The sequence below is a fragment of the Streptomyces sp. GbtcB6 genome, from assembly GCF_019091475.1.
Classification (GTDB): domain Bacteria; phylum Actinomycetota; class Actinomycetes; order Streptomycetales; family Streptomycetaceae; genus Streptomyces; species Streptomyces hyaluromycini.
In genome coordinates this window covers 128815-152198 of the sequence record NZ_JAGXJL010000012.1, presented here as the reverse complement: position 1 = coordinate 152198, position 23384 = coordinate 128815, and the positions used below count along the sequence as shown (strand labels likewise).

Genomic DNA, 23384 nt, shown 5'->3' with positions numbered 1-23384 from the left:
ACCGCAGTTGAGGGCGGGTTTCCCCAACAGGCGACGATCCGGGCCCACTTGACACGGGTGGTTAGCTGACGGAGACGCATTGGTCTGTACCAACAGGAGGGCGCACGCTATGGTCTCCAGCAAGCACAGCAAGGAGTTGCGACGACTGGCGCGCTCCGTCCTGCAGCCGGGGTTCGTGGGCACCGAGGCCCCCGAGTGGGTGCTGCGCGAGATCGGGGACGGGCTGGCCTCGGTCGTGCTCTTCTCCCGCAACATCGTCACGCCCGAACAGGTCGCCCGTCTGACCGGGCAACTACGCGCGGAGAACCCGGAGTTGATCATCGCGATCGACGAGGAGGCCGGCGACGTCACCCGGATCGAGTCGGCGACCGGCTCCACCCGGCCGGGCAACTTCGCACTCGGAACCGTCGACGACACCGAACTCACCGAGGCCGTCGCCGCCGACCTGGGACGTCAGCTGCGCGCGGCCGGTGTGAGCCTCGACTACGCACCGAGCGCGGACGTGAACTCCAACCCCGACAACCCGATCATCGGGGTCAGGTCCTTCGGCGTCGACGCCAAGGTGGTCGCGCGGCACACCGGCGCCTGGATCCGGGGACTCCAGTCGGCCGGTGTCGCCGCCTGCGCCAAGCACTTCCCCGGCCACGGCGACGTGGCCGTCGACTCCCACCACGGGCTGCCCGTCTACGACGCCGACCGCGACCGGATCGCCGAGCAGGCCCTGCCGCCGTTCCGTGCCGCCCTCGACGCGGGCGTCCGTGCGGTGATGAGCGGCCACCTGCTGGTCCCCGCCTACGACCCCGAGCTGCCCGCCACCCTGAGCCGGCGCATCCTGGACGAACTCCTGCGTCAGGAGCTGGGGTTCGACGGCGTCGTCGTCACCGACGCCATCGAGATGGGTGCCGTGACCGGCCGCTACGGGATCGGCGGGGCCACGGTCAGGGCCGTCGTCGCCGGTGCCGACGCCGTCTGTGTGGGCGGCGAGAACGCCGAGGAGGCCACCGCCGGCCTGCTCGTGAACGCCCTCGTGGACGCCGTCCTGGCGGGCGGTCTGCCGGAGGAGCGGCTCGCCGAAGCGAGCCTTCGCGTACGGGAGTTCGCGGCCTGGGCGGCGGGACTCAGCCCGGCCGGCAGCGCCGCCTGGGACGCCGACGGCATCGGCTTCGCGGCGGCCCGCCGCGCCATCCGGCTGACCGGAGCCGTACGGCACGCCCTGCCCCTGGTCAACGCACCGCACGTGGTGGAACTGGCGCCCACCACCAACCTGGCCATCGGGAAGGAGACCCCGTGGGGCGTGGCCGCCCCGCTGGGCGAGCGGCTGCCCGGGACGACCTCCGTCCGGGTGGGCCGCGAGGAACTGCTGTCGAACGCCGGCACGCTGGAGACGCGGGCGCTCGCACCCGCCTCGGGACGGCCCCTGGTCGTGGTGGTGCGCGACGCCGCCCGGCACGCGTGGATGGCGCAGGCCCTCGCGGAGCTCGTGGCCGCCCGACCCGACGCGATCGTCGTGGAGATGGGCCTGCCGGGCACCGTCGTACCGTCGGCCGCCCAGATCTTCACGCACGGTGCCACGGCCGCCTCCGGGGTGGCCGCCGCCGAGGTGCTGGCGGGTGCCCTTTAGTGCAGACCTGGGGGCAACTTCCGTACCCGTGAGCGACGTTGACGTCCGGCTCGCCCTTCCCTACGTTCCGAGAGCGCTCTCACGTCCGTCCCTCGAAGCAGGGAGGTCCCATGCCCACTGTGCGCAGACCGAGAAGCCGCCTCCTTCTTCGCCGACTGGCGGCGGCACTCGCTCCGGCCCTGTTCACCGTCCTCGTCCCCCACACGCCCCCGGCGGCCGCCGCCGGCACCTCCGCGGCGGCCGCCGTCTGCAACAAGTACTGCGACACCCGGGACCCCGCGCTCTCCCCGGGCGACCGCGCTCCGGTCACGGCGAGCATCTACTCCCGGTCGATCGTCCTGCACTTCGACGACGCCGACGCCATGGGCTGGGCCTCCATCGACAACGGCAGCCCGGGGGACGAGGTGTGGCTCGACCGTTCCTTCGACGGCGGCCGCACCTGGAGCTCGGGCAGCAGGCTCGGCGACACCACCGTGCCCACCGGGCAGCGTGGTTGGCGCACCCTCATGTACAACGTGGACGACTGGAACAACCTCGGCGTCGGCGCCCTGCGCGCCTGCGGAAAGGCCGGGGACCGCGCCGAGATCGCGTGCACCCCCTGGGCCCGCACCACCTGGAACGCGGGCGAGCCGCGCACGGCCGCGGCCACCGGCCTGATGACCTTCTACGACTACGGAACCGGCCTGTTCGACACCACCGGCTGGTGGAACTCCGCGAACGCCCTGACCGCCGTCATCGACAACATCCGCGTGACGGGCATGGGCAGTTACCGGTACGCGATCGCCCGCACCTACGACCTCAACATCAACGCCCAGGGCGGGCAGTTCCGCAACGACTACATCGACGACACCGGCTGGTGGGGTCTCGCCTGGGTCGCGGCCTACGACCTGACCGGAGACAGCCGCTATCTCGGGACCGCCCGCGCGGACGCCGACCACATGGCCGCCTACTGGGACGGCACCTGCGGCGGCGGAGTGTGGTGGAGCACGGCGAAGACGTACAAGAACGCGATCGCCAACTCCCTCTACATCCAGCTCAACGCGGCTCTCCACAACCGCGTCCCGGGCGACACGACGTACCTCGACCGCGCCCGGGCCGGCTGGTCCTGGTTCCAGGGCACCGGCATGATCAACGGCTCGCACCTGGTCAACGACGGCATCGACCTGTCCACCTGCGGCAACAACGGGCAGGCCGTCTGGTCGTACAACCAGGGCGTCCTCCTCGGCGCGCTGGCCGAGCTGTACCGGGCCACCGGTGACGGCGGACTGCTCACCAGCGCCCGGCAGATCGCCGACGCCGCCACCACGACCTCCCTGCTCCACACCTCCGACGGCATCCTGCGCGATCCGTGCGAGAGCGGTGACTGCGGCGGCGACGGGCCGTCCTTCAAGGGCGCCGACGTGCGCGGCCTCGGCAGGCTCGACTCGGTGCTGCCTGACCACCCCTACGCCGCCTACCTCAAGCGGCAGGCGGACCGCGCCTACGCGAGCGACCGCAACGCCCTCGACCAGTACGGGCTGCGCTGGTACGGGCCGCTCGACCAGGCGGACGCCGCCCGCCAGCAGAGTGCCGTCGATCTGCTCGACGCGGCGCCCTGACCTTCCGGCGACACTACCCGGTTCACCAACTCCCGTGCGACCGCTGCTCAGTTGACTCCTGCGACAGCTAACCGCTATCCATGAGGCAGCCGTTGGGGGGACGCATGCAGGACGTGGTGCTGGCGATGCTTGCGAAGGAGCCATCGCACGGCTACCACCTGCGTGAGTGGCTGCGGCGGACGCTCGGTCCGCTGGGTGAGTCGATGAACGCGGGCCAGATCTACGTGACCCTGGCCCGGCTGGAACGGGCGGGACTGGTCGTCCGCGAACGCACGGAAGGGCCGCCGGACCGGAAGGTGTACGCACTGACCCCGGCCGGACAGCAGCGGGTGGCCGCCTGGCTGACCGAGGTGAACTGGCCGAAGCAGGACCTGGCCGAGCTGCACCTCAAGTTCGCGGTGGCACGAGCCGCCCGGCTCGCCGATCCGGTGGAGCTGGTGGCCGCGTACCGCCGCGAGTTGCTGGGACGCCTGCGGCAGGCGCAGCGCGCGCTGCTGGCCGAGCCGGAGGGCTCGGCCGCCGGCCTGCTGCTGGAAGGCGTCGCTCAGCGGCTGCAGGCGGATCTGCGCTGGCTGCTGGCGTGCGAGCAATTCTGGTCGAGGGTCGAGAACAGAACCGAGGACGAATGAACCAGTTCCACGCGGTGCTGCGGGCCCGCGACCTGTCGAGGACCCATGGCCGGGGGGAGAGCCTGGTCCACGCGGTGGACGGCGTCGACCTGGACGTCCAGGCCGGTCGGATGCTGGCCGTCATGGGCCCCAGCGGCTGCGGGAAGTCCACCCTGCTGCACCTGCTGGGCGGCCTGGAGCGGCCCACCGGCGGAGAGGTGTGGCTGGACGGCGGCCGCATCGACACCCTCGGCGAACGTGCCCTGGCCCAACTGCGCCGCCACTCGGTGGGTTTCGTCTTCCAGGCCTTCCACCTGGTCGAGGAGCTGTCGGCGGCGGAGAACGTGGAGCTGCCCGCGCTGCTCGCCGGACGTTCGCCGCGCGCGGCCCGGCGCCGCGCGGACCAGTTGCTGGAGCAGGTCGGGCTGGACGACCGCGCCCGGCACCTGCCCTGGCAGCTGTCGGGCGGACAGCGCCAGCGGGTGGCCATCGCCCGCGCCCTGGCCAACGAGCCGCTGGTGCTGCTGGCCGACGAGCCGACCGGAAACCTGGACACCGCGGCCACCCTCGACGTGCTGCGGCTCTTCGAGGAGTTGCGGACCGCCGGGCAGACCCTGGTGGTCGTCACGCACGACGAGCGGGTCGCGGCCACCGCGGACCGGCTCGTGTCGATGCGCGACGGCAGACTCGTCGACGACACCTGGATGGCGGACCTCAGGGAGCCGGTGGACGGCATCCACGGCTGGGAGGGCTGACCGTCATGGGCCGCATCCTGCTCGTGTTCCGCCTCGTCCGGTCCGACGTGCGCCGCCACCCCGGCCAGGCCGCGATGCTTCTCCTCTCCCTCACGGTCGCCACCGGCATGCTGGCCCTGGGCGGGTCACTGGGCGGGGCGACCGAGGCGCTCTACCGCCACACCCGCGCCGTCACGGCGGGGCCGGACGTGGTGGCGGTCTCCCCCGACGACTCCGCCGCCACGGCCCGCACCCAGGCCGCGTTGACCAGCGACCCCGCGGTCGCCGCCCACAGCGGTCCGTACCTCCAGTACTACTCGAAGCTGACGGCGAAGGGCTCCACCTCGCACGTGGTGGTGACGGCCGCCGACGCCGAACCGGGCCCGGTGGACCACCCGCTGGTGACCTCCGGCACCTGGGTACGCTCCGGAGGCGTCGTGGTCGAACGCGGCTTCGCCAACGCGCTGGGCGTCCGCGTCGGCGACCACGTCACCGTCGCCGGCCGCTCCCTGCCGGTCGTCGGGACCGCCGTGAGCGCGGCCACCACCGTCTATCCGTTCGCGCAGTTGACCGGTCCCGACGGCGGCCCGAGCGACTACAGCGGCCTGGTCTGGATGACCGGGCAGGACACCGGGCCACTGGCCGCCAGGCACCTTCCGGTGTCCTCGCTCCTCTACCTGAAGCTGCGCGCCCCGGACGCGACCCAGGCGTTCGTGAACGCGCACCGCGGCCCCTCGGTCTACGCGAACTTCCAGAGCTGGCAGTTCATGATCGGCCAGGACGCCACGATCATCGAGGGCAGCCGGCCCATCCTGGTCATCGGCAGCTGGCTGCTGAGCTTCCTCGCCATCGCCGGCGTGGCCACCCTCGCCGCGGGACGCGCCGCCAAGCAGACCCGCCGCGTGGGCCTGCTCAAGGCGGTCGGCGCCACACCCGGCCTCATCGCCGCCGTCCTGTTCACCGAATACGTGACCCTGGCGCTCCTCGCCGACACCCTCGGCCTGCTTGCCGCGCGGCTCGCCCAACCCGCCGTCGCCAACCCCACCGCCAGTCTGCTGACCACCTCCGCCGGACCGAGCGGCGGCACCGTCGTCCTCACCACCGTGGTCGCCCTGGCCGTGGCGGTCCTCACCACCTTCGGCCCGACCATGCGCGCCCTGCGCACCGAAACCGTCGCCGCGCTGGCCGACACCGCGCGCCGGCCCGACCACCGGGCCCGCCTGACACGGCTGTCCGCGATGCTGCCGGTCCCGGTCCTGCTCGGACTGCGCCTGATCGCCCGCCGGCCCGGCCGCGCGTTCCTGCAGGCGTGCAGCATCACGGCCACCGTCATCACGATCACCGCACTGCTGATCGTCTTCGTCCAGCGCCAGGTGAGCTACGGGATCGACTCGCCCCACCTGGGCAACCTGAAGGACGCCCAGAGCCGGCACACGATGGTCGTCGTCGCCGCCGCGCTGGTCGTCCTCGCCGCCGTGAACACCCTCACGACCACCTGGACGACGGCGCTGGAGGCCCGGCACACCATGGCCGTCGCACGCACGCTCGGCGCCACTCCCGGGCAGGTCACCGCCGGGCTGTCCGCCGCACAACTCCTGCCCACCGTGCCCGGCGCCCTCGCCGGTGTCCCCCTGGGGATCGCGTTCGTGTGGCCCTTCAGTGCCGCAGGGACGGTCTACCCACCGGCGTGGTGGCTGTTCGGCGCCGCGTTCGCCACGGTAGCGATCACCGCGGCACTCACCGCCCTGCCCGCCCGCATCGCGGCCCGCCGGTCCGTCGCACAGACCCTCAGCGCCGAATCCGCCTGAACCAATGAGCACAAGAGACGTCGGGCGAGCCGGGCAGGTCAGGAGCCCCCGAGGAACGCGACACGCACCTTTCGCTGTGGATTGTCCCTGTTCGTATCCGCGAAACTCCCTTAAGGCAAGCCCAGGCTGTCCGTTTCTCGGCGTGCGCCAGGCCACCGCCGTGGTCGATCTCTGCGGGACTGACCGCGACAGGTGGAGCGCCGGTGCGGCGAACAGAAGCCGACCATGGCTCGTCCACCGCGCCGGCACTACGGCGTCGTCGCCGACCGATCAGGAGTCGAAGCGCTTGGTCACCGCCAACGTCGTCCCTTCAAGTGGAGTTCCCACTGGCGTCGCAGCCCACTGAGCCAACAGCAACGGCTTCTCATCCACGACCTTCAGCAAGTGCACGATCTCGTGAGTCTCCGGTGCAGCTGGAAGAGTACAGAGGACCACAGAGTTGCCCGTCGCGCTGGTGTGTTCTCCGTACTCTTCGTCCGGGTCGTCCGGCTCCCAGCGCCCGATCTCGACCTCCCACGAGCTGTTGTTGTCACCAAGTTCCGGCGCTTGCACCGTCAGGTAGAAGCCGTCAGAGTCGAACGGCTCCGCAAAGAGTTGGCAGCTGGGATCGTCCAGTGAAGCCCACATGGCGTCAGTGTGGGAGTGCGCCGTGACCAGAACCCGGAGGTGGGAGACGGCTTCCGCCTGCTCCTTCGCAGCGAGTCCTCCCTCACGACGATCGAGCTGCTCCCGTGTCGCGTTGCTCAGCGTCTGCAGTCCGTCGTCGTGCTTCACAAAGGGATGACCGAACTCCCAGTGACGCTCGACCTCCGGCTCCTCCCCCGAGGAAGTGCCTGTGAAATCGGCGAGTCCGGCGCGCAAATCACGTTCCTCCACCTCCAGTTCGGAGCGGATCGCCCTGCTGACTGTGTCGGGCAAAGCCACCAAATGGCTTTCCAGGTCGGCGAGCGCCTGGTGCAGCCTCAAGCAGACGTACTCGTACCAAAGACTGTGGGCGCCATTCAGAAGATCGGCACGAGCCGCATCGTTGGTCAGCGCCGCAATGTGCTTGCTCGGGTAGTAGCCCCCAGGCCGTTCCCGGCTGTCGTGGATACTGACCGGGACTGTAGCGAAGGCGGAGATCCGATTGAGAACGTCGACGATCGGGGCCGCTAGGCGAGCGTCGGAAAGACTGGTCACGGTCTTGGACACCACGCCATCCGAACCTTGATAGGCCGCCAGGATTTGAGTCTTTCCACGGTTGGCATGCTGAGAGTAGACGGTCACGGAAACGACTTTCGCCTGTCCGGCGTACGACAGCTGGACAGGAAGGTGCGTAGGGAGCATGGAAGGAGGTGGTGGCGAAGGCGCTTTCCGACGCTCCGTACCTCGAGATGAACGGGGGTGGCCCGGATACCGTCCCAGGCTCAGGCTCCATTCCTACCCGTAGGCTAACCACATGGACAGCGCGCCACAAGCTCTTCCTGGTCCCCTCCATCGCGATCCGCGATCAGAGTGCCAAGTTCACCCATGACACGCGGGATCTATCCGGCGGCCCGAGCCAACCAGCGAGTAACTCCACGCCTGCTTTTCTGCACCGTAGGCCGGGCGGATCCCGTCTGAGCGGATGGTCCGTCGACCTTCGCATTGGTTCGCCCTGCCGGTCGAGACATGGTGAACGGGGCGGTTTAAGGACCGTTCTGGAAGCCACTGGAAAGCCAACATCGATACCTGGGGCTCCCGGCAGCCTTTGCGATACTGGGCAAACAGGCTCGGCCGTTCGCGACGGGAATGTCGGTCATGAGCGGCCGTTCTGGCAGGATCGTTGGCGCCGGCCAGATTCTCTCCGCGCATGGATCCGCTACGGGTCCAGTCGCCACTCCGGCGGCGCACGGTCAGCTGGCGCCAACACAGTCGAGGCAGTTCTCGAGAAATCCCGGCAACGGGGCGTCCTAGCCCAGGAACAGCTCCCCACCGGTGACAGGTCGTTGGTCGTATCATCGGGCCGAGCCCTTCGCGCCATCGGCAACTGCCATTTGACCACGCTAGAAGGCCAAAAGTGACAGCCAGGCCAGGTGTTGCGCTTTGTGCTGATTGCTCTCAGTCACCCCGCCTCGCCATACCCGCGAGGTGGGCCCGGTCCCCCGGTCCCCAGTGGCCGCTCGACCGCGGACACACGGCCGGTACGAGGGCGCGATGCGGTAATCACGCCGTCTCAGTCCTCGCTGCCGGTGGAGCGGACCGCATTGCATCAGACGGCCAGGCTCGCACCGGCACCGGGCTGTCCGTACTGCCACCTTCATGTGCGTTGAGAGCTGACCCGTTGACGAATGCTCTCCCAGGCATCCTGGCTAGAGTGACCCTTTCTGCCGCTTCATGTTCCGAGCGGGAGGACCGCTGGGAGTCGTGAGGTCCAGTCTCAATTTCCGTGAAGGTGGAGGGGTTCCATTGGGGGGAACGAGAAGGCGACGGCCCATCGTGGTCGTGCTCACTGCCTTACAGGTGGAGTACGAGGCGGTACGTCGGCACCTGCAGGACGTCCACGAGGTCGAACTGCCGCAGGGCACCCTCATCGACGTCGGCCGCACACCGGGCCTCAACTGGGATGTGGCGCTGGCCGAGACGGGCCCGACCAACACCCGTGCCGCCCTCGTCACGCAGTCCACGATCGAGTACTTCGGCGCCGAGGCTGTGCTCTTCGTCGGCGTCGCCGGTGCGCTCAAGGACGATGTCCGCCTCGGCGACGTCGTCGTCGCCAGGAAGGTCTACGGCTATCACGGCGGACGTGAGAGCGTGGACGGGTTCGCCGCTCGACCTGACGCCTGGGAACCGGCGTACGACGTGGACCAGTTGGTGCGCTCCGCCCGACGCAACGAGCCATGGGTCTTCCTCCCTCCGGATACGCGGCCCCGTACACCGCCTCGGGTTCACTTCGAGCCGATCGCCTCGGGCGATGTACTGCTCGGCTTCCGTGACTCCGAGACGGCCCGTCGGATCCGCCGGCACTACAACGACGCCGTGGCCATCGATATGGAGAGCCATGGCGTCACTCACGCGGCCAAGATGAACCGCGCGGTACGGGCCCTCTCCATCCGCGGCATCAGCGACTCCGCCGACCCGGACAAGGCCACACGCGACGCAGCCGGCTTCCAAGAGACCGCGGCACGGCACGCCGCCGCCTTCGCACTGCGGGTACTGCGCGACCTGTGCCCTGGTGGGCGACCTGCCCAGGAGCAACCGCCGGGGCCCGTCGTCGTGGTGTCCGGCCCCGACCGCGCCACCGGCCCAGCGGCCTGGGACAGTCGGCCTGTCGTCAAGGTCGAGGGACAGGAGTACCTGCTCTACGAAGGCCCCGGAGACCTCCTTCACGAGTCTCGGGACGGCGACGTGCTACGACGTCAGGCAGTGGCGCGTGTGGTGTCCGACGGGGACACTGCCCGCGGCACCTACGCCTGGCTGCGCCAAGTCGAGTGGACACGGCCTCTGCCTGGCCCGGGCGGCTTCGACCCCCTGACCGCGCTCGAACAGGAAGCCCGGTTGTGCCGTGCCCTCCGCGGCCCCGACGTCGTCCAGCTGACCCGCAGCGGAAACACCGCCACTCTCGCCCTGGCCTGGCCGGGCGACCCGAAGCTCGGCCGCCCCCGGGAAACCCTCCACGAGCTGCTCCCCGAACCGCCGGTTCCGGCGGACGCGCTGCGCCTGTGGTCGATCGTGAAGGGGCTCGCCGGGGTTGCCGAGACCCTCGAACGGCTGAGCGGCGAGCAGTTCTCGCACCGAGCGCTCCAGCCGACCGCGGTCGTGATACAACGACCACGCATGGTGCTGCGCGACTTCGGTCTCGCCACCGTGCCACCCCGCCCGGGCGAGAACCCCGGGCCCTATCAGGCACCCGAGCAGCGGTACGGCTCCGGCACCCGCCCCGGGCCCGCCACCGATGTCTACCAGCTGGGCGCGCTGCTGTACCGCGCGCTGAGCGGCCGCATCCCCGAGCCCGGACTGCCTCCCTTCCGTGGCTCGGCCTCCGTACCGGACAGTCTCATCCATACCGTTGCCGACGCTCTGCGGGAGGACCCTGCGGCCCGTCCCGATGTCCGTACGCTCCGTCGCGCTCTGCTTGCCACTGCACGCGAGCTGACGTCAGTCCCGCCCCAGCGCTGAGGAGCGTTACCGATGTCCATCGCCACCGTCGCCTTACGCGCTCCACTGGTGCTCGTCCCGGGGCTGGGCCTTGACGAACAGCTCCGTACAAAGGCTGAGTCCAGCGCCGGTCTGCCGCCCGACGTCTCGCAGATCGTCCACGATCTGAACCAGCTCGACGGCGGCGCCGCCGTGAGCGTCAGCCCGGCAAACGGCAAGTACAAACCATCCTTGCTGGTTCACACGCGTACGTATCGCTTGCGCCTCGAGGCCACGAACCGAGGTACCGGCTACTTCGTCAAGCACATCGATCCGCTCCGCCTCGCCGACCATGCACGTCTTGCCCGATCCTGTCTCCTGGTGCGCCCGCCTGCCTGGAAGATGGTGTTCGAACTGAGGGCCGTGCCCGAGGGCTCGGATGCCCAGTGGCAGGATCTTGAAAAGGCCTGGCAGGGTCTCGGCGAGGCGCAGGCTCAGACGCGAGAAGCACCTTCCGTCGTCAGCGAAGCCGAGTCGGAGTTCCTCGACACGTTGGAGCGGCTGATCGACGCGACCGAGGAGATCACCACCCGGGAAGAGCGCGAGGCCGCCCCATTCCCTTATCAGCGCCTCACAGCCACAGGTGGCAAGCGCGGCAGCACTCCGCAGTCAGTCTACGAATTCCACCTCATCGGCCCGGAGTCACCGCAGGTCGGCGCCTTCGTCCGCGTACAGGGCGACACAGAGACCCGTGGGAAGGTCAACCGGGCGGCGGAGCGTTCCGTCACCGTCCGCTTCGATCAACCCGTGTCGTGGGAGCGGCTGCCGGCACGCGGCGCTCTGGAACTCATCCCGAACAGCGTGATCTTCAACAAACAGCGACAGGCCGTGGCGAGCCTCCGCACGTGGAGCACCAGGAACGCGGGCCTCCTCCCGGCAGTGGTCGAGCACCGCGTGCGCACGATCCCAACCAGCACCGCACAGCCGCATGAGGAACTTGATCCCGAGCAACTCGACGCGTTCCGCAAGGCGTTGACCACCGAGGACCTGCTGGTGGTGCTCGGCCCTCCCGGCACCGGCAAGACCCGCACCATCACCGAGATCGCCCATACCGCCGCGACGACGGCCACCGTCGGCAGTGGCCGGGTCCTCGTCACCTCCCACACCAATCGCGCCGTGGACAACGTTCTGGCCCGCCTGCCACGGGATCTCGTGGTGATACGGGTAGGAGACGAGAGCAAGGTCCACGCCGATGTGAAACCGTTGCTCTTGGAGGAACAGTCGGAGAACCTCTCCGAAGGCATCCGACACGCCATGACCCGGCGTGCACAGGCCTACCGAGAGGCAGCGGCTGCCGAGCCGTGGACAGCCGAACTTGCCACTCGAGTTCACCAGGTCGACGACCTGGTCCAGGAAGCGAAGATCGCGGCCCTGCGTCTGCAGGATGCGATCCAAACGGCCGTCGCACCGGCCCAGGCACGGTTGGCGGCACTCCAGCACAAGGAGGGTGAACGGGAGTCGGCCCTGCAGTCTCTGATCGACCGTGCCTCGTGGCTCCAGGAGAAAGTAGGGTCCGAGCAGTCGCGCTCGAACGCCTTCTTCACCGGTCGGCTGCACCGCTCCCGGGCTCGCCGCCGGGGCGAGGAGCTCACCACGGTGGTAGCCGAGATTCAGCGGCTCAACGTACTCGGACCCGACCTGCGCCAGCAGGCAGAAGCGGCGGTCACCGAGGCGGAGCGTGCAGTCCGCGAGGACGCCGCTGTCAGCGCGGCCCGTACCACACATCAGGTGACAGAACTTCGGATCGGCGAGAGCCTTCAATCTGCCTATGAAGCCGCCGACATGGCTGTCCACGCGCTGGGCGCAGGCGTACCGGGCGTACCCGCGCCGGCTCGCCTGCGGGATCCGGCCGATGCGACAGCCGCGCTGCACACCCTGCACCGGCAGTTGGAGGCGTGGCTACCGGTCCTCTCGCAACGCGAGGAACTCACCCGGCAGTGGCAGGCCGCCATCGGCCAGGACCCGGGCCAGCTGGTGCCCGAACTCGTCCGCTACGCTCAGGTGGTCGGGGCCACCTGCATAGGCGCCGCATCCCGCGCTGAACTGTCCGGTGTCGAGTTCGATTTGGGAATCGTCGACGAGGCCGGCCAAATCGGCGTCGCGGACACACTGGTCCCGCTGAGCCTGGTTCGCCGTGGTGTTCTGGTCGGTGACGACCGGCAGCTGCCTCCCTTCCGCGACCCCGAGGTGGATGAGTGGGCCCAAGCCATCGACGACCCCGAACTTGTCCGGTTGATGTCTCAGAGCGCCTTGGAACGCTTGCGCGCCGGACTGCCCTCCTCGCATGTCGTGCAGCTGACCCGCCAGCGCCGGATGCCCGCCGAGATCGCCGACTTCATTTCGGCTGCCTTCTACCGGGGTGAACTGCTCACCGAGAAGGACCACCGGCACACCGACCCCTTGTTCGCGAGCCCGATGGCCTTCGTGGACACCGCCGCGTTGCCTGACCGCGTACGTCGTGAATCGGGGGGCCATCGCGCCGAGGGCCGCGGCCGCAAGGGCCCCTTCAACACCTGTGAAGCACGTCTCCTGGCCAGGCTCGCCGCCTTCTACCACCGCCGGGGTTCCGAGTGGGTGGTGATCGTCCCCTACCTCGCCCAGCGCCTGGAGGTCGTTCGCCACCTGACCCCGCTGATCGGTGATTCCCAGCTTGCGGACGCCTCGGTCGGCAGCGTCGACTCCTACCAGGGCGGGGAGCGCGACGTCGTCCTGTACGGCTTCACGCGCAGCAACCCCGAAGGACGGATCGGCTTTCTCAAGGAGCTGCGCCGAGCCAACGTCGCCTTCACTCGCGCCAAGAGCCAACTGGTCCTCACGGGCGACCTGAGCACTCTGATCCGTGCCAACGATCCAGGCTTCCGCACACTCATCGACGACCTGCACCAGTATCTGCTCGACCGCGGCGACCTGAGGGACTACTGGGATGTCATGGCGACCCTTGCCAAAGCCGCCCCGGACACAGGCGAAGCCGCCGACCCACACGCGGAAGGAGGCCGCCCGTGACGACCGCTCCCCGCCTGATGAACTTCCCCGAAGAGCGAGTCCTGGAGGACGCCGCATTCGGCCAGGGCATCGAACCCACCCGGCTCTACGCTCTGCTGTTGCCCGTCTGGCAGGTGGAGATCCGCGCCGATGTCACCGAGGGCGAGGACTTCTTCCTCATCGACCGCTTCCTGGAGCGCGGGCTGCGCCACGGCGCCCTGCACACCGTGGACGAACTCGCCATGTTCTTCGCCCTGGACCAGGCCTTGGTAGCGCAGGCCGTGCGCTTCCTGGCCGCGATCGGGCACCTGCGAGAGGAGACCGGAGGGCGGCTGTCCCTGACGCCGCTCGGGCAGCGATCCGTGGACGACGACATCCGCTACGTGGTCACCCGTCAGGACCGCCGCAAACTGTACTTCGAGGCACTGAACTGCACGCCGCTGACGCGAGTCCACTACGACGAAGAGGTCGTGACCCTTCTGCCCGCCCACGAACTGGCCAGGGTGACACGAAGCGACCACTACCCGCGCTTCACCCCCATCACCGTGGCATCCGGCTTCGACCGCTCAGCCCTGGACCGCCTGAAAGACCGAAAGGACCGGGCCCGGTTCAATCTGCCCGTCGCTCTGGACGCGCTGGAGAGCCTGGAGGAGACAGTCGTCCACCTGCCCGTCTACGTGGTGCGCGGCCGGAAGGGGCTCCTGGTCTACGGCCAGGCCGAGGCGGGGACCGCCCCCGACCCGGAGCTCAGCGAGCTGTGCACCCGTACTCCAGAGCTGATCAACGCTCTCGACAACGAAGAGACGGGAGAGGAGGCGGACGAGCGCGTCATGCGGTCCGCCCGGAGGTGGCTCCGCGAGCAGGGCCTCGACTCTGTCGCCCCGGAACAGGACGACGACGGCACATGGTCGGTCTCGCTGCCCGCCAGCGCCTTCGGTGAGGAGGGGATCCCGGTATCCCGTATCGGCAGCTACCGCATGGCGGGCAGCCGATTCTTCCGCGTGTGGTGCCCGGAGGAGACACCACGCAAGCTCGCTCTCCTTGTCCGCCTGGACCAACGTATGGGCTCACGTCGGAAGGTCACTCGGCAGGAAGCGGAGGAACTTGTCACTCGCCTGGCCCGTCAATTGCGCCTGGAGGTCCCCGAACTGTCCCGGCTCCGCGCCGGCGCAGAGAAGACGGGGCTCAGCGGCCTCGAGGCTCAATTGGCCCGGCTGGTAAGCGAATGAAACCAATCAACACCGGCCAGCTCCTGCTTGCCGGATGCGAGCCGATCAGAGACAAGGTCACGCCCCCGCAAGAAAGGTAACGCGCACCTTTCGCTGTGGATTGTCCCTGTTCGTATCGACCAGGCACACCGACTGCCAGGTGCCCAGTGCCAGGCGGCCGTTGATCACCGGGAGGGTGGCGTGCGGGGGGACGATCGCCGGTAGGACGTGGTCGCGGCCGTGGCCGGGGCTGCCGTGCCGGTGCTGCCAGCGGTCGTCGGCGGGGAGCAGGGTGTGCAGGGCGGCCAGCAGGTCGTCGTCGCTGCCGGCGCCGGTCTCGATGACCGCGATGCCGGCCGTCGCGTGCGGGGTGAAGATGTTGAGCAGGCCGTCGCGGCCGGCCGCGGCCTCGCGGAGGAAGGCCTCGCAGTCGCCGGTCAGGTCGACGACCCGCTCCCGGCTCCCGGTGGCGACATCGAGCTCTCGTGTGGTGAAGGCATCCGACATGCCTCCATCGTGGCCTATGCGCCCGGGAGGCGTGCGAGCGGCCGGGCCGGGAAGATCCACGGCCGTCCCCGCTGTTGGTAGAAGCGTGAACAATGCGCGTGAGGTCGAGGTAGTCGTCATCGGCGCTGGTCAGGCAGGCCTGTCCAGCGCCTATCACCTGCGGCGCACCGGCTTCGAGCCGGACCGCGACTTCGTGGTGCTCGACCACGCCCCCGCGCCGGGCGGTGCCTGGCAGTTCCGGTGGCCGTCCCTGACGTACGGCAAGGTGCACGGGATGCACGCACTCCCGGGCATGGAGCTGACCGGGGCCGACCCGGCGCGGCCGTCCGCCGAGGTCATCGGCGAGTACTTCGCGGACTACGAGCGCACCTTCGACCTGCGGGTGCACCGCCCCGTCGACGTCCGCGCGGTGCGCGAGGGCGAGGGCGGGCGGCTGCTCGTGCAGACCGACCGGGGCGACTGGTCGACGCGGGCGCTGATCAACGCCACCGGCACCTGGGACCGGCCGTTCTGGCCGCGCTACCCGGGCCAGGAGACCTTCCGCGGGCGGCAGTTGCACACCGCGCAGTACGCCGGGCCCGAGGAGTTCGCCGGCAAGCGGGTCGTGGTCGTCGGCGGCGGGGCCTCCGGCACCCAGCATCTGCTGGAGCTCGCCCCGTACGCGGCCGCCACCACCTGGGTCACCCGGCGACCGCCGGTCTTCCGTGAGGGACCCTTCGACGAGGGCGCGGGACGGGCCGCGGTGGCGCTGGTTGAGGAGCGGGTACGGCAGGGGCTGCCGCCGCGGAGCGTGGTCTCGGTCACCGGGCTGCCCCTCAACGACGCGATCCGGCAGGGCCTGGAGGACGGAGTCCTGGACCGGCGGCCGATGTTCGACCGGATCACCCCCGACGGGGTGGAGTGGAACGACGGGCGGCGCGTCGACGCCGATGTCATCCTCTGGGCCACCGGATTCCGTGCCGCCCTGGACCACCTGGTGCCGCTGCGGCTGCGCGAGCCGGGCGGCGGGATCAGGGTCGAGGGGACCCGCGCGGTCGCCGATCCGCGCGTCCACCTCGTCGGCTACGGCCCGTCGGCCAGCACCATCGGTGCCAACCGCGCGGGGCGCGAGGCCGTACGGGACATCAGGCGGCTGCTGGCCGGGGAACCGGTCGCCGCGTGACGCACCGGCGGCTCAGCGCGGCGGCCGCGAGACCTGCGGCGACCGCTGGGCCTTGCTGTTCTGTGCGGCGTTGAAGTCGGCGACGTTGCGCTGGTGTTCGGCGTAGTCGGCGGTGAACCTCGTGTCCCCCCGCTTGACCGTGACGAAGTACAGCCAGTTGCCCGGTGTCGGGTTCAGCGCGGCACGCAACGCGTCCACGCCCGGGTTGTCGATCGGCGTGGGCGGCAGTCCCATGCGCTGGTAGGAGTTGTACGGGTTCTCGATGCGGGTGTCGCTCACCGTGGTGTTGAGGGTGCTGCGGTTGAGGGCGTAGTTGAGGGTGGAGTCCATCTGGAGCGGCATGCCGCGCTGCAGCCGGTTGAGGACGACCCGCGCCACCTTGCCCATGTCAGCCTTACCTACGGCCTCGGCCTGGACGATGCTGGCGATGGTCACCGCCTGGTAGCCGTTCATCGCGTCGCGCTGGGCGCCTGCCGCGACGGGTGCCCCGCCGAACCTCTTGTTGGCGGTGTCGACCATGAACCGCAGCACCGACTGCGGGGTCGCGTCCTTCTCCAGGGGATAGGTGGCCGGGAAGAGATAGCCCTCGGGGTTGCCCCCGGCGTCGCCGGGAAGCTTCAGGTCCGCGGTGCCGAGGGAACTCTTGGTGCTGCCGGCGGGGAGGGCGAGGGCCTTGTCGACGGCGTCGTAGATCTGGGACGCCCGCCAGCCCTCCGGGATGACCAGGGTGTCGGACGCGGCCGCACGGCCGGCCAGGGACAGCAGGGGCACCGCCACCGCGGCGCCGGCGACGACGGCACCGGTCACGCCGAGGACGATCCTGCCGCGGCGGGTCAGCCGGATCGCCTTCCCACGCGTCGTCGTTCCACGGCTCGAGGCGCCTCGGCTCACGGCCGTCCGTCGGCCCGGGTCCCGTGGCGGAGTGTTCATGTGCATGCGGGCACGTTAGCCCGCATAACGCCACAAACCCGACATATCTTCAGCTTGTCGACCTCAATTTGTCAGCTTGGGCGGGTCCAACAAGGTGAAGCGACCGAGATGAAGCGGCCGAGGTTGATCCAACGAGGTGGGTCGAACGAGGTGAAGCAGCCGAGATGGATCGGCCTCCACCGGTGGGCCGGGGCAAAGCGGCTTCGGTCGGCCGGGGCGGAGCGGCTGCTGTGGGTCGACTTCGCCGGCCGGCCTCGGTCGGGCCGGCCCCGGTTGGCCGACCGCCGCCCGTCGGCTTCAGCCGCCGGCCTCAGCTCGTCGGCGGTGTCGCGTGCCTGCGTCCCCGGTCGCCCCGCCTGTGCACCGGCCGCAGGGCCGTCTCCCACTGGGTCGCCTCGCCGCCGGATCCGGCCGGCTCGACTGCCGGCTCGACCGCCGTCTCCAGCCGGGCGTCCCGGCGTACCAGTGCCGCGTACCGGCCGTCGAGTTCCAGCAGTTCCTCGTGCGTGCCCCGTTCGGCCACGTGTCCGGAGTCGAGGACGACGATCTGGTCGGCGCCCTGGATCGTGGACAGCCGGTGGGCGATGGTGACGGTCGTCCGGTTGGCCGACAGCGCGTCGATCGCGTCCTGGACCGCGTGTTCGGTGCGGGTGTCCAGGGCGCTGGTCGCCTCGTCGAGGATGAGGACCGGCGGGTCGCGCAGGATGGTGCGCGCGATGGCCAGCCGCTGCTTCTCACCGCCCGAGAAGCGGTGTCCGCGCTCGCCGACGACGGTGTCGTAGCCGTCGGGCAGCGAGGCGATGTGGTCGTGAATCTGGGCCGCACGGGCGGCCGCGTGCAACTCCTCGTCGGTGGCGTCCGGCTTGGCGAAGCGCAGGTTGTCGGCGACCGAGGCGTGGAACAGGTACGTCTCCTGGGAGACGACGCCGACCGCGCGGGCGAGGGTGTCGAAGTCGAGGTCACGGACGTCGACGCCGTCCAGGGTGACCCGGCCTCCCGTGACGTCGTAGAGCCGGGGAACCAGGTAGCCGAGCGTGGACTTGCCTGCGCCGGTCGGGCCGACGACCGCCAGGCTGGCGCCGGCCGGGACGGTGATGTCGATGCCGTCGAGGACGGGGCCCACCTTGTCGTTGTGCCTGTCGTACCGGAACTCGACGCCCTCGAAGCGGACCTCGCCCTTCACCCGGTCGAGGTGGACCGGCTCGTCCCGTTCGGTGATGTCGATGGGCAGGTCGAGGTACTCGAAGATGCGCTGGAAGAGAGCGAGGGAGGTCTGGATCTGGACGCCGGTCGCCAGCAGGCTCACGGCGGGCCGGAACAGGCCCTGCTGGAGGGAGACGAAGGCGACGATGGTGCCGAGCGAGATCTGCGGGCCGCCCGCCTGGAGGGCCATGCCGGCGGTCCAGTAGATGACGGCGGGCATCGCGGCCATCACGATCGTGATCACGGCCATGCGCCAGCGGCCGGCCATGTTCGACTTCACTTCCAGGTCGACCAGTTGCTCGGACTCCTCGGAGAAGGAGGCGGTCAGCGAGTCGGCGCGGCCCATGGTGCGGCCGAGCAGGATGCCGCTGACGGAGAGGGACTCGGTGACCGTGGCGGCCATCGCGGCCATCTGCTTCTGGCGTTGGGTGGTGATCTTCTTGCGCTCGTTGCCGACCCGGCGGCTGATCCACACGAAGAGCGGGAGCAGGACCATCGAGACGATGGTGAGCCGCCAGTCGAGGGCGATCATCGCGACGATGGTGGCGACGACGCTGGTGAGGTTGGAGACCAGGGAGGTGGCCGTCGAGGTGACGGTGGCCTGCATGCCGCCGATGTCGTTGGCGATGCGGGACTGCACCTCGCCGGTGCGGGTGCGGGTGAAGAAGGCGAGCGACATGCGCTGCAGCCGGCCGTAGACGGCGGTGCGCAGGTCGTGCATGACGCGCTGGCCGACGGTGGTGGATATCAGCGTCTGCAGGACGCCGAAGACGCTGGTGAGGACGGCACTGGCGATCATGCCCAGCGCGAGCAGGCTGAGCAGTCCGGTGCGGCCCTGCGGGATCGCGGTGTCGAGGGTCGCCTTGAGAAGGAACGGAGTGGCGACCGAGACCAGCGAGGCGGCGCCGACCAGCAGGCCGACGATCGCGAGCCGGCCGCGGTAGGGACGGAAGAGCTTGAGAATGCGGCGTACCTGGCGGGGTTGCCCGGCCGAAGCGCCGTCGGGGGTCCAGTTGATCTCGTCTCGGGGCATGGCTCCTACGGATGGGTGTGGTGTGTACGGACTCACGGAGGATAGCTCACTGTTACCTATACTCACAATGAACATAGTCCTGATATTGTTCCCGTATGAGCACCCCCGACCCCGACGGCCCGCTCGCCGAGCAGTTGCTACGCCTCACGCGCCGGATGTGGCGTATCCAGAAGCGCCATTTGGAAGCGCGCGATCTGGGCGTCACCCCAGCCCAGTCTCGGCTGCTGCGCACCCTCGCGCACTACGACACTCCCCCGCGCATGGCCGACCTCGCCGCACGCCTGGAGGTGGTGCCGCGCGCGGTGACGACGCTGGTCGACGGCCTTGAGTCGAGCGGCAAGGTGTGCCGGGTGCCGGATCCGACGAACCGCCGGGTGACCCGGATCGAGATCACGGACGAGGGGCGCGAGACCCTGCGCGAACTGCGGGCGGCACGGAGGTCGGCGGCCGAGGAGATCCTGGCCCCGCTCTCGGAGGAGCAGCGGGTGGTGCTGGGCGGGCTGCTGGACACCCTGGTCGACGGGCCGGTGACGGCGAAGCACTGCTGAGACATGCCCGAGCGGCTCCCCCTGCTGCGAGGGGGAGCCGCTTCTCGCCTCACGGTCGGCTTCAGCTTTCGGGCACCGGCTCCTTGGCCGGCTCCTCGGCGACCTCCTCCTGCACCGCCTGGGCCGCACCGCCCAGCACCTGCTTGGCCCGCTCCACGTCCAGCGCGCCCTCCCAGCGGGAGACCGCGAAGACGGCGACGCAGTTGCCGAGCAGGTTGGTGACGACGCGCATCGAGTCCATGATGCGGTCGACGCCGAGCAGCAGGGCGACGGCACCGGCCGGGATGGCCCCGAGCGAGGAGGCGGTCGCGGACAGCGCGAGGAACGCCGAACCGGGGATGCCGGCCATGCCCTTGCTGGTGAGCATCAGCACCAGGACGACGGTGATCTGCTGACCGAGGCTCAGGTCGACGCCCACGGCCTGGGCGATGAACAGGGTGCCGATGGAGAGGTAGAGCGAGGCGCCGTCGAGGTTGAAGGAGTAGCCGGTGGGCAGCACCAGGCCGACCGCGTCGTCCCGGGCACCCGCCTTGCGCAGCTTCTGCATGACGCGCGGCAGCACGGACTCCGTGGAGGCGGTGCCCAGGGCGAGCAGCAGCTCCTCGCGGATGTAGCGGACGAACTTCCAGAGGCTGAGCCCGGTGACGGCCCTCAGGGCGACCGCCAGCAGGGCGATGAAGAGCGCGGCGGCCGCGTAGCACAGGACGATCAGCTTGGCGTAGGTCTCGATGACGCCGAGTCCGTACTGGCCGATCAGGACGGCCATCGCACCGAAGACGGCGATCGGGGCGAGGCGCATCACGAAGCCGACGATCGCGAAGATGATCTCCTGGGCCTGCTCGATGGCGGGGAGTACCTGCGGCACCCTGGTGTGGCCGAGGTGGAGCAGGGCCGCGCCCACCAGACAGGCCAGGACGAGCACTTGGAGCAGGGAGTTCTCGGCGAAGGCGCCTATGAAACTGGTGGGCAGGGCGTTGAGCACGAACTCGGTCGTCGACGGCAGCGAGCCGCCGCCCGTCTTCGCGTCGACCGCCTTGGCGCTCAGCGTGGCCGGATCGACGTGCATCCCGGAACCGGGCTGGACCACGTTGGCGGCGACGAGCCCGATGACCAGCGCGAGCGTGCTCGCCACCTCGAACCAGATCAAGGCCTTGAGCCCGATCCGCCCGAAGGCCTTCAGATCACCGGCCTTGGCGATGCCGACGACGACCACGCAGAAGACGAGCGGGGAGATGATCGTCTTGATGAGCCGGGTGAAACCGTCGCCGAGCGGCTGCAGGTCCGAGGCGAAGCCGGGCCACAGCCGCCCGACGACGATTCCGAGCACGAGCGCGCAGGCGACCTGCGCGAAGAGAGAGGTACGCAGTATGCGTGCGACGCGTCGCGGGAGGGACGGGACGGACGGCGGCACGGGCACTCCTTGTGGGGGTTCGACTCGCGGAAGCCGAGCGGGACTTCTGCGATACGGAAAGTGTCTTCCGTGTCGATCACTCTGGAGGTTTTCTTGATCCCGTCTGAGACCGCCGTGTCACGGCCGTGTAAATCACGGACCGAGTGACGCATCGCACACGACTCGGCTCAGCAGCAGCCGCCGCTCAGCAGCCGCTGCGGTCCACCGTCAGCACCCCCTGTTCGGTGGCCAGCGAGCGGTCGTAGCAGCCGTCCGAGCCGTACAGCCGGTAGCGCTCGCTCGACCTGCCGACCGCGTGCCGCTGGTCGCGCGGCACGTTCAGGGTGTACGTCGCGTCGCCGCTGTAGGTGTCGTCGAGCCGTGACCAGCCGGTGCGCCGGCCGCCTCGCGCCTCGGTCACCGCCGCCCGGTCCCCGAGTGTGAGGACGGTGCGCAGCCGGTCGTCCGTGCCGACGGTGATGGCGCCGCTCATGGTGTACGTGCGGTCGGTGCGGGTCGTCCGGGGCGCCCCGCCCGCCCTGACCGTGACGCTCTGGTCGTCCGTCCAGGTGGCGTCGAGCGCGTCCGTCGTCTCGCCGTCGTTCCAGCGGTGCACGGAGGTGTTGGCCAGCGTGCGGCCGACGGTGGTGGTCACCCGGCCGTGCGAGGTGTCGACGTATCCGGCGACGGTGAGCCGGTGCCCGGCGTCGGTGTCGACCCGGTACTCGCCGGAACCGGGTGTGTAGACGGAGGAGTTGGCCGGTTCGGACGCCTTGACCTCGGTGACCTTCCCGGTCACGTGGGCCCGGTGGGCGTCCTGCCACACCAGGACGTTCACGGGGGCGCTCCAGCCGGACTGCCCCTCGGGCACGCCGGCGACCGAGACCTCGACGCTGTGCGGGCGGCCGTCGTTCAGGAGCCCGGCGAACGGCGTCAGGTCGTATTCGATCGGCTTGACATCGAAGGCGCGCGGGCCCGGAACGACGTACCAGAGGAACGGGTTGGACCAGCCGCCGGTCCACACGTTCGGGAACGGCGCGGCGATGCCGGCCAGTTGGCCGTCGACCTTGATCTGCACCTCCCGGTAGGGCCCCTTGTCCGCCTTGCAGGAGTAGGACGCCGGGTCGGCCACGGTCAGGTACCAGAACTCCTCGCAGCCGCCGCCGGATCCGGTGGCGTACACCTCGGCGACGATGCGTTCGCTGTTGCGCGGGGTGGTGAGGGTGGTGCCGTCGGCCAGGGTGAGCACCTTGTCGGGGACCGAGGCCTCGGGGCGTCCCGCGTAGAAGGTGAGGGTGGCCTTGACGTCGATGACGCCGGTGTAGGTGTCGTCGACAACGTTGCCGATGAGCATCTCGACGTCCTGCGTGGAGCGGAAGGTGTCGCTGTAGCGGGTGACGTCCTTCTCCACGTGCCACTCGATGCCGTCCGGCGAGGGCTCGGGGGTGGAGGTGCGCAGCACCTCGACGCCGCCGACGTGCAGATAGCCCAGTCGGTCGTACTGACGGCCCTTCACCTTGCCGTCCAGCCGCAGGACGACCTTGCTCCAGCGGTCGCCGCAGCCCTGCGGGGGCGTGTACGTTCCCCGGTACGGGGTGAAGTCGCGGAACTGGGCCTCTGCCAGGGTGACTTGGCAGGACTTGGCCTCCTTGGGCACGGACACCGGCGGGGCCGCGGTCACCGGGTCGTGCCAGTCGGTGCCGAACTCGGCCGGGACGTCGGCGGCACGGGCGGCGGGAGCACCCGTACCGAGGAGCGCGCTCGCCAGGAGGGTCGCTCCGGCGAGCATGGACATGACGATCCGTTTTCTCATGGCCGGTGTTCTACGGGGAGTTGACCACCCACCGCAATGGCCGGACCGGTCGACGGCCGCTCGGCCGGCCACCCGACCGAGCGA

General features: G+C 69.9%; 16 protein-coding genes. 10 read left to right on the top strand and 6 right to left on the bottom strand.

The genetic code is table 11. The annotated features are described in order from the left end of the window. The first annotated feature begins 109 nt into the window (after nt 1-109). The 5 genes from KVT45_RS21820 to KVT45_RS21800 all read left to right on the top strand — a co-directional run bounded on the left by KVT45_RS21820 (nt 110) and on the right by KVT45_RS21800 (nt 6369). Nucleotides 110-1621: a glycoside hydrolase family 3 protein gene (locus tag KVT45_RS21820; RefSeq protein ID WP_217549923.1), complete on the top strand. Its 1512-nt coding sequence runs from the start codon at nt 110-112 to the stop codon at nt 1619-1621. 110 nt (nt 1622-1731) lie between these two features. Continuing rightward, complete coding sequence (locus tag KVT45_RS21815; RefSeq protein ID WP_217549921.1) at nt 1732-3219, top strand: glycoside hydrolase family 76 protein; 1488 nt, start codon at nt 1732-1734, stop codon at nt 3217-3219. 80 nt (nt 3220-3299) lie between these two features. Beyond that, complete coding sequence (locus KVT45_RS21810) at nt 3300-3848, top strand: PadR family transcriptional regulator (RefSeq protein ID WP_254647150.1); 549 nt, start codon at nt 3300-3302, stop codon at nt 3846-3848. Next, nucleotides 3845-4582 (top strand): ABC transporter ATP-binding protein, encoded by a 738-nt coding sequence (locus KVT45_RS21805; protein WP_217549919.1) that lies wholly within the window; start codon nt 3845-3847, stop codon nt 4580-4582. Before KVT45_RS21810 ends, KVT45_RS21805 begins: the two co-directional genes overlap by 4 nt. A gap of 5 nt (nt 4583-4587) precedes the next feature. Next, nucleotides 4588-6369, top strand: coding sequence for an ABC transporter permease (locus tag KVT45_RS21800; protein ID WP_217549916.1), 1782 nt, complete (start codon nt 4588-4590; stop codon nt 6367-6369). A gap of 270 nt (nt 6370-6639) precedes the next feature. Here the strand turns inward: KVT45_RS21800 and KVT45_RS21795 are convergent, their stop codons facing one another. Next, the gene (locus KVT45_RS21795; protein ID WP_217549914.1) at nt 6640-7635 is read right to left on the bottom strand and encodes a hypothetical protein; all 996 of its coding nucleotides are present in this window, start codon (nt 7633-7635) and stop codon (nt 6640-6642) included. A 1197-nt stretch (nt 7636-8832) separates the two neighbouring features. On the opposite strand from KVT45_RS21795, the gene KVT45_RS21790 reads away from it, so the two are divergent. From KVT45_RS21790 to KVT45_RS21780, 3 genes are read left to right on the top strand one after another with little or no spacing between them, the layout of a single operon-like run. Continuing rightward, a complete protein-coding gene (locus KVT45_RS21790; RefSeq protein WP_217549912.1) occupies nt 8833-10506 on the top strand; it encodes a hypothetical protein in 1674 nt (557 codons plus the stop codon). A 12-nt stretch (nt 10507-10518) separates the two neighbouring features. Beyond that, nucleotides 10519-13527 carry a DEAD/DEAH box helicase gene (locus tag KVT45_RS21785; protein WP_217549910.1) on the top strand — a complete coding sequence of 1003 codons (3009 nt, stop codon included), beginning with the start codon at nt 10519-10521 and terminating at the stop codon, nt 13525-13527. Next, nucleotides 13524-14735 (top strand): hypothetical protein, encoded by a 1212-nt coding sequence (locus KVT45_RS21780; protein ID WP_217549908.1) that lies wholly within the window; start codon nt 13524-13526, stop codon nt 14733-14735. The genes KVT45_RS21785 and KVT45_RS21780 overlap by 4 nt, the downstream gene beginning before the upstream one ends. 57 nt (nt 14736-14792) lie before the next feature. On the opposite strand, the gene KVT45_RS21775 is transcribed toward KVT45_RS21780, so the two are convergent. Beyond that, the gene (locus KVT45_RS21775; RefSeq protein ID WP_089106457.1) at nt 14793-15221 is read right to left on the bottom strand and encodes a secondary thiamine-phosphate synthase enzyme YjbQ; all 429 of its coding nucleotides are present in this window, start codon (nt 15219-15221) and stop codon (nt 14793-14795) included. A gap of 85 nt (nt 15222-15306) precedes the next feature. Here KVT45_RS21775 and KVT45_RS21770 point away from each other — a divergent pair, with 85 nt between their 5' ends. Continuing rightward, nucleotides 15307-16383 carry an NAD(P)-binding domain-containing protein gene (locus KVT45_RS21770; RefSeq protein ID WP_217549906.1) on the top strand — a complete coding sequence of 359 codons (1077 nt, stop codon included), beginning with the start codon at nt 15307-15309 and terminating at the stop codon, nt 16381-16383. A 12-nt stretch (nt 16384-16395) separates the two neighbouring features. Here the strand turns inward: KVT45_RS21770 and mltG are convergent, their stop codons facing one another. Both mltG and KVT45_RS21760 read right to left on the bottom strand, forming a co-directional pair. Then, complete coding sequence (mltG, locus tag KVT45_RS21765) at nt 16396-17274, bottom strand: endolytic transglycosylase MltG (RefSeq protein WP_308310837.1); 879 nt, start codon at nt 17272-17274, stop codon at nt 16396-16398. A 349-nt stretch (nt 17275-17623) separates the two neighbouring features. Continuing rightward, nucleotides 17624-19549 carry an ABC transporter ATP-binding protein gene (locus tag KVT45_RS21760; RefSeq protein WP_254647146.1) on the bottom strand — a complete coding sequence of 642 codons (1926 nt, stop codon included), beginning with the start codon at nt 19547-19549 and terminating at the stop codon, nt 17624-17626. A gap of 95 nt (nt 19550-19644) precedes the next feature. Here KVT45_RS21760 and KVT45_RS21755 point away from each other — a divergent pair, with 95 nt between their 5' ends. Beyond that, the gene (locus tag KVT45_RS21755) at nt 19645-20097 is read left to right on the top strand and encodes a MarR family winged helix-turn-helix transcriptional regulator (RefSeq protein WP_217549904.1); all 453 of its coding nucleotides are present in this window, start codon (nt 19645-19647) and stop codon (nt 20095-20097) included. A 61-nt stretch (nt 20098-20158) separates the two neighbouring features. On the opposite strand, the gene KVT45_RS21750 is transcribed toward KVT45_RS21755, so the two are convergent. Both KVT45_RS21750 and KVT45_RS21745 read right to left on the bottom strand, forming a co-directional pair. Beyond that, nucleotides 20159-21508: a cation:dicarboxylase symporter family transporter gene (locus KVT45_RS21750; RefSeq protein WP_217549902.1), complete on the bottom strand. Its 1350-nt coding sequence runs from the start codon at nt 21506-21508 to the stop codon at nt 20159-20161. A gap of 184 nt (nt 21509-21692) precedes the next feature. Then, nucleotides 21693-23300 (bottom strand): peptide-N4-asparagine amidase, encoded by a 1608-nt coding sequence (locus KVT45_RS21745; RefSeq protein WP_254647145.1) that lies wholly within the window; start codon nt 23298-23300, stop codon nt 21693-21695. Between the last annotated feature and the right edge of the window lie 84 nt (nt 23301-23384).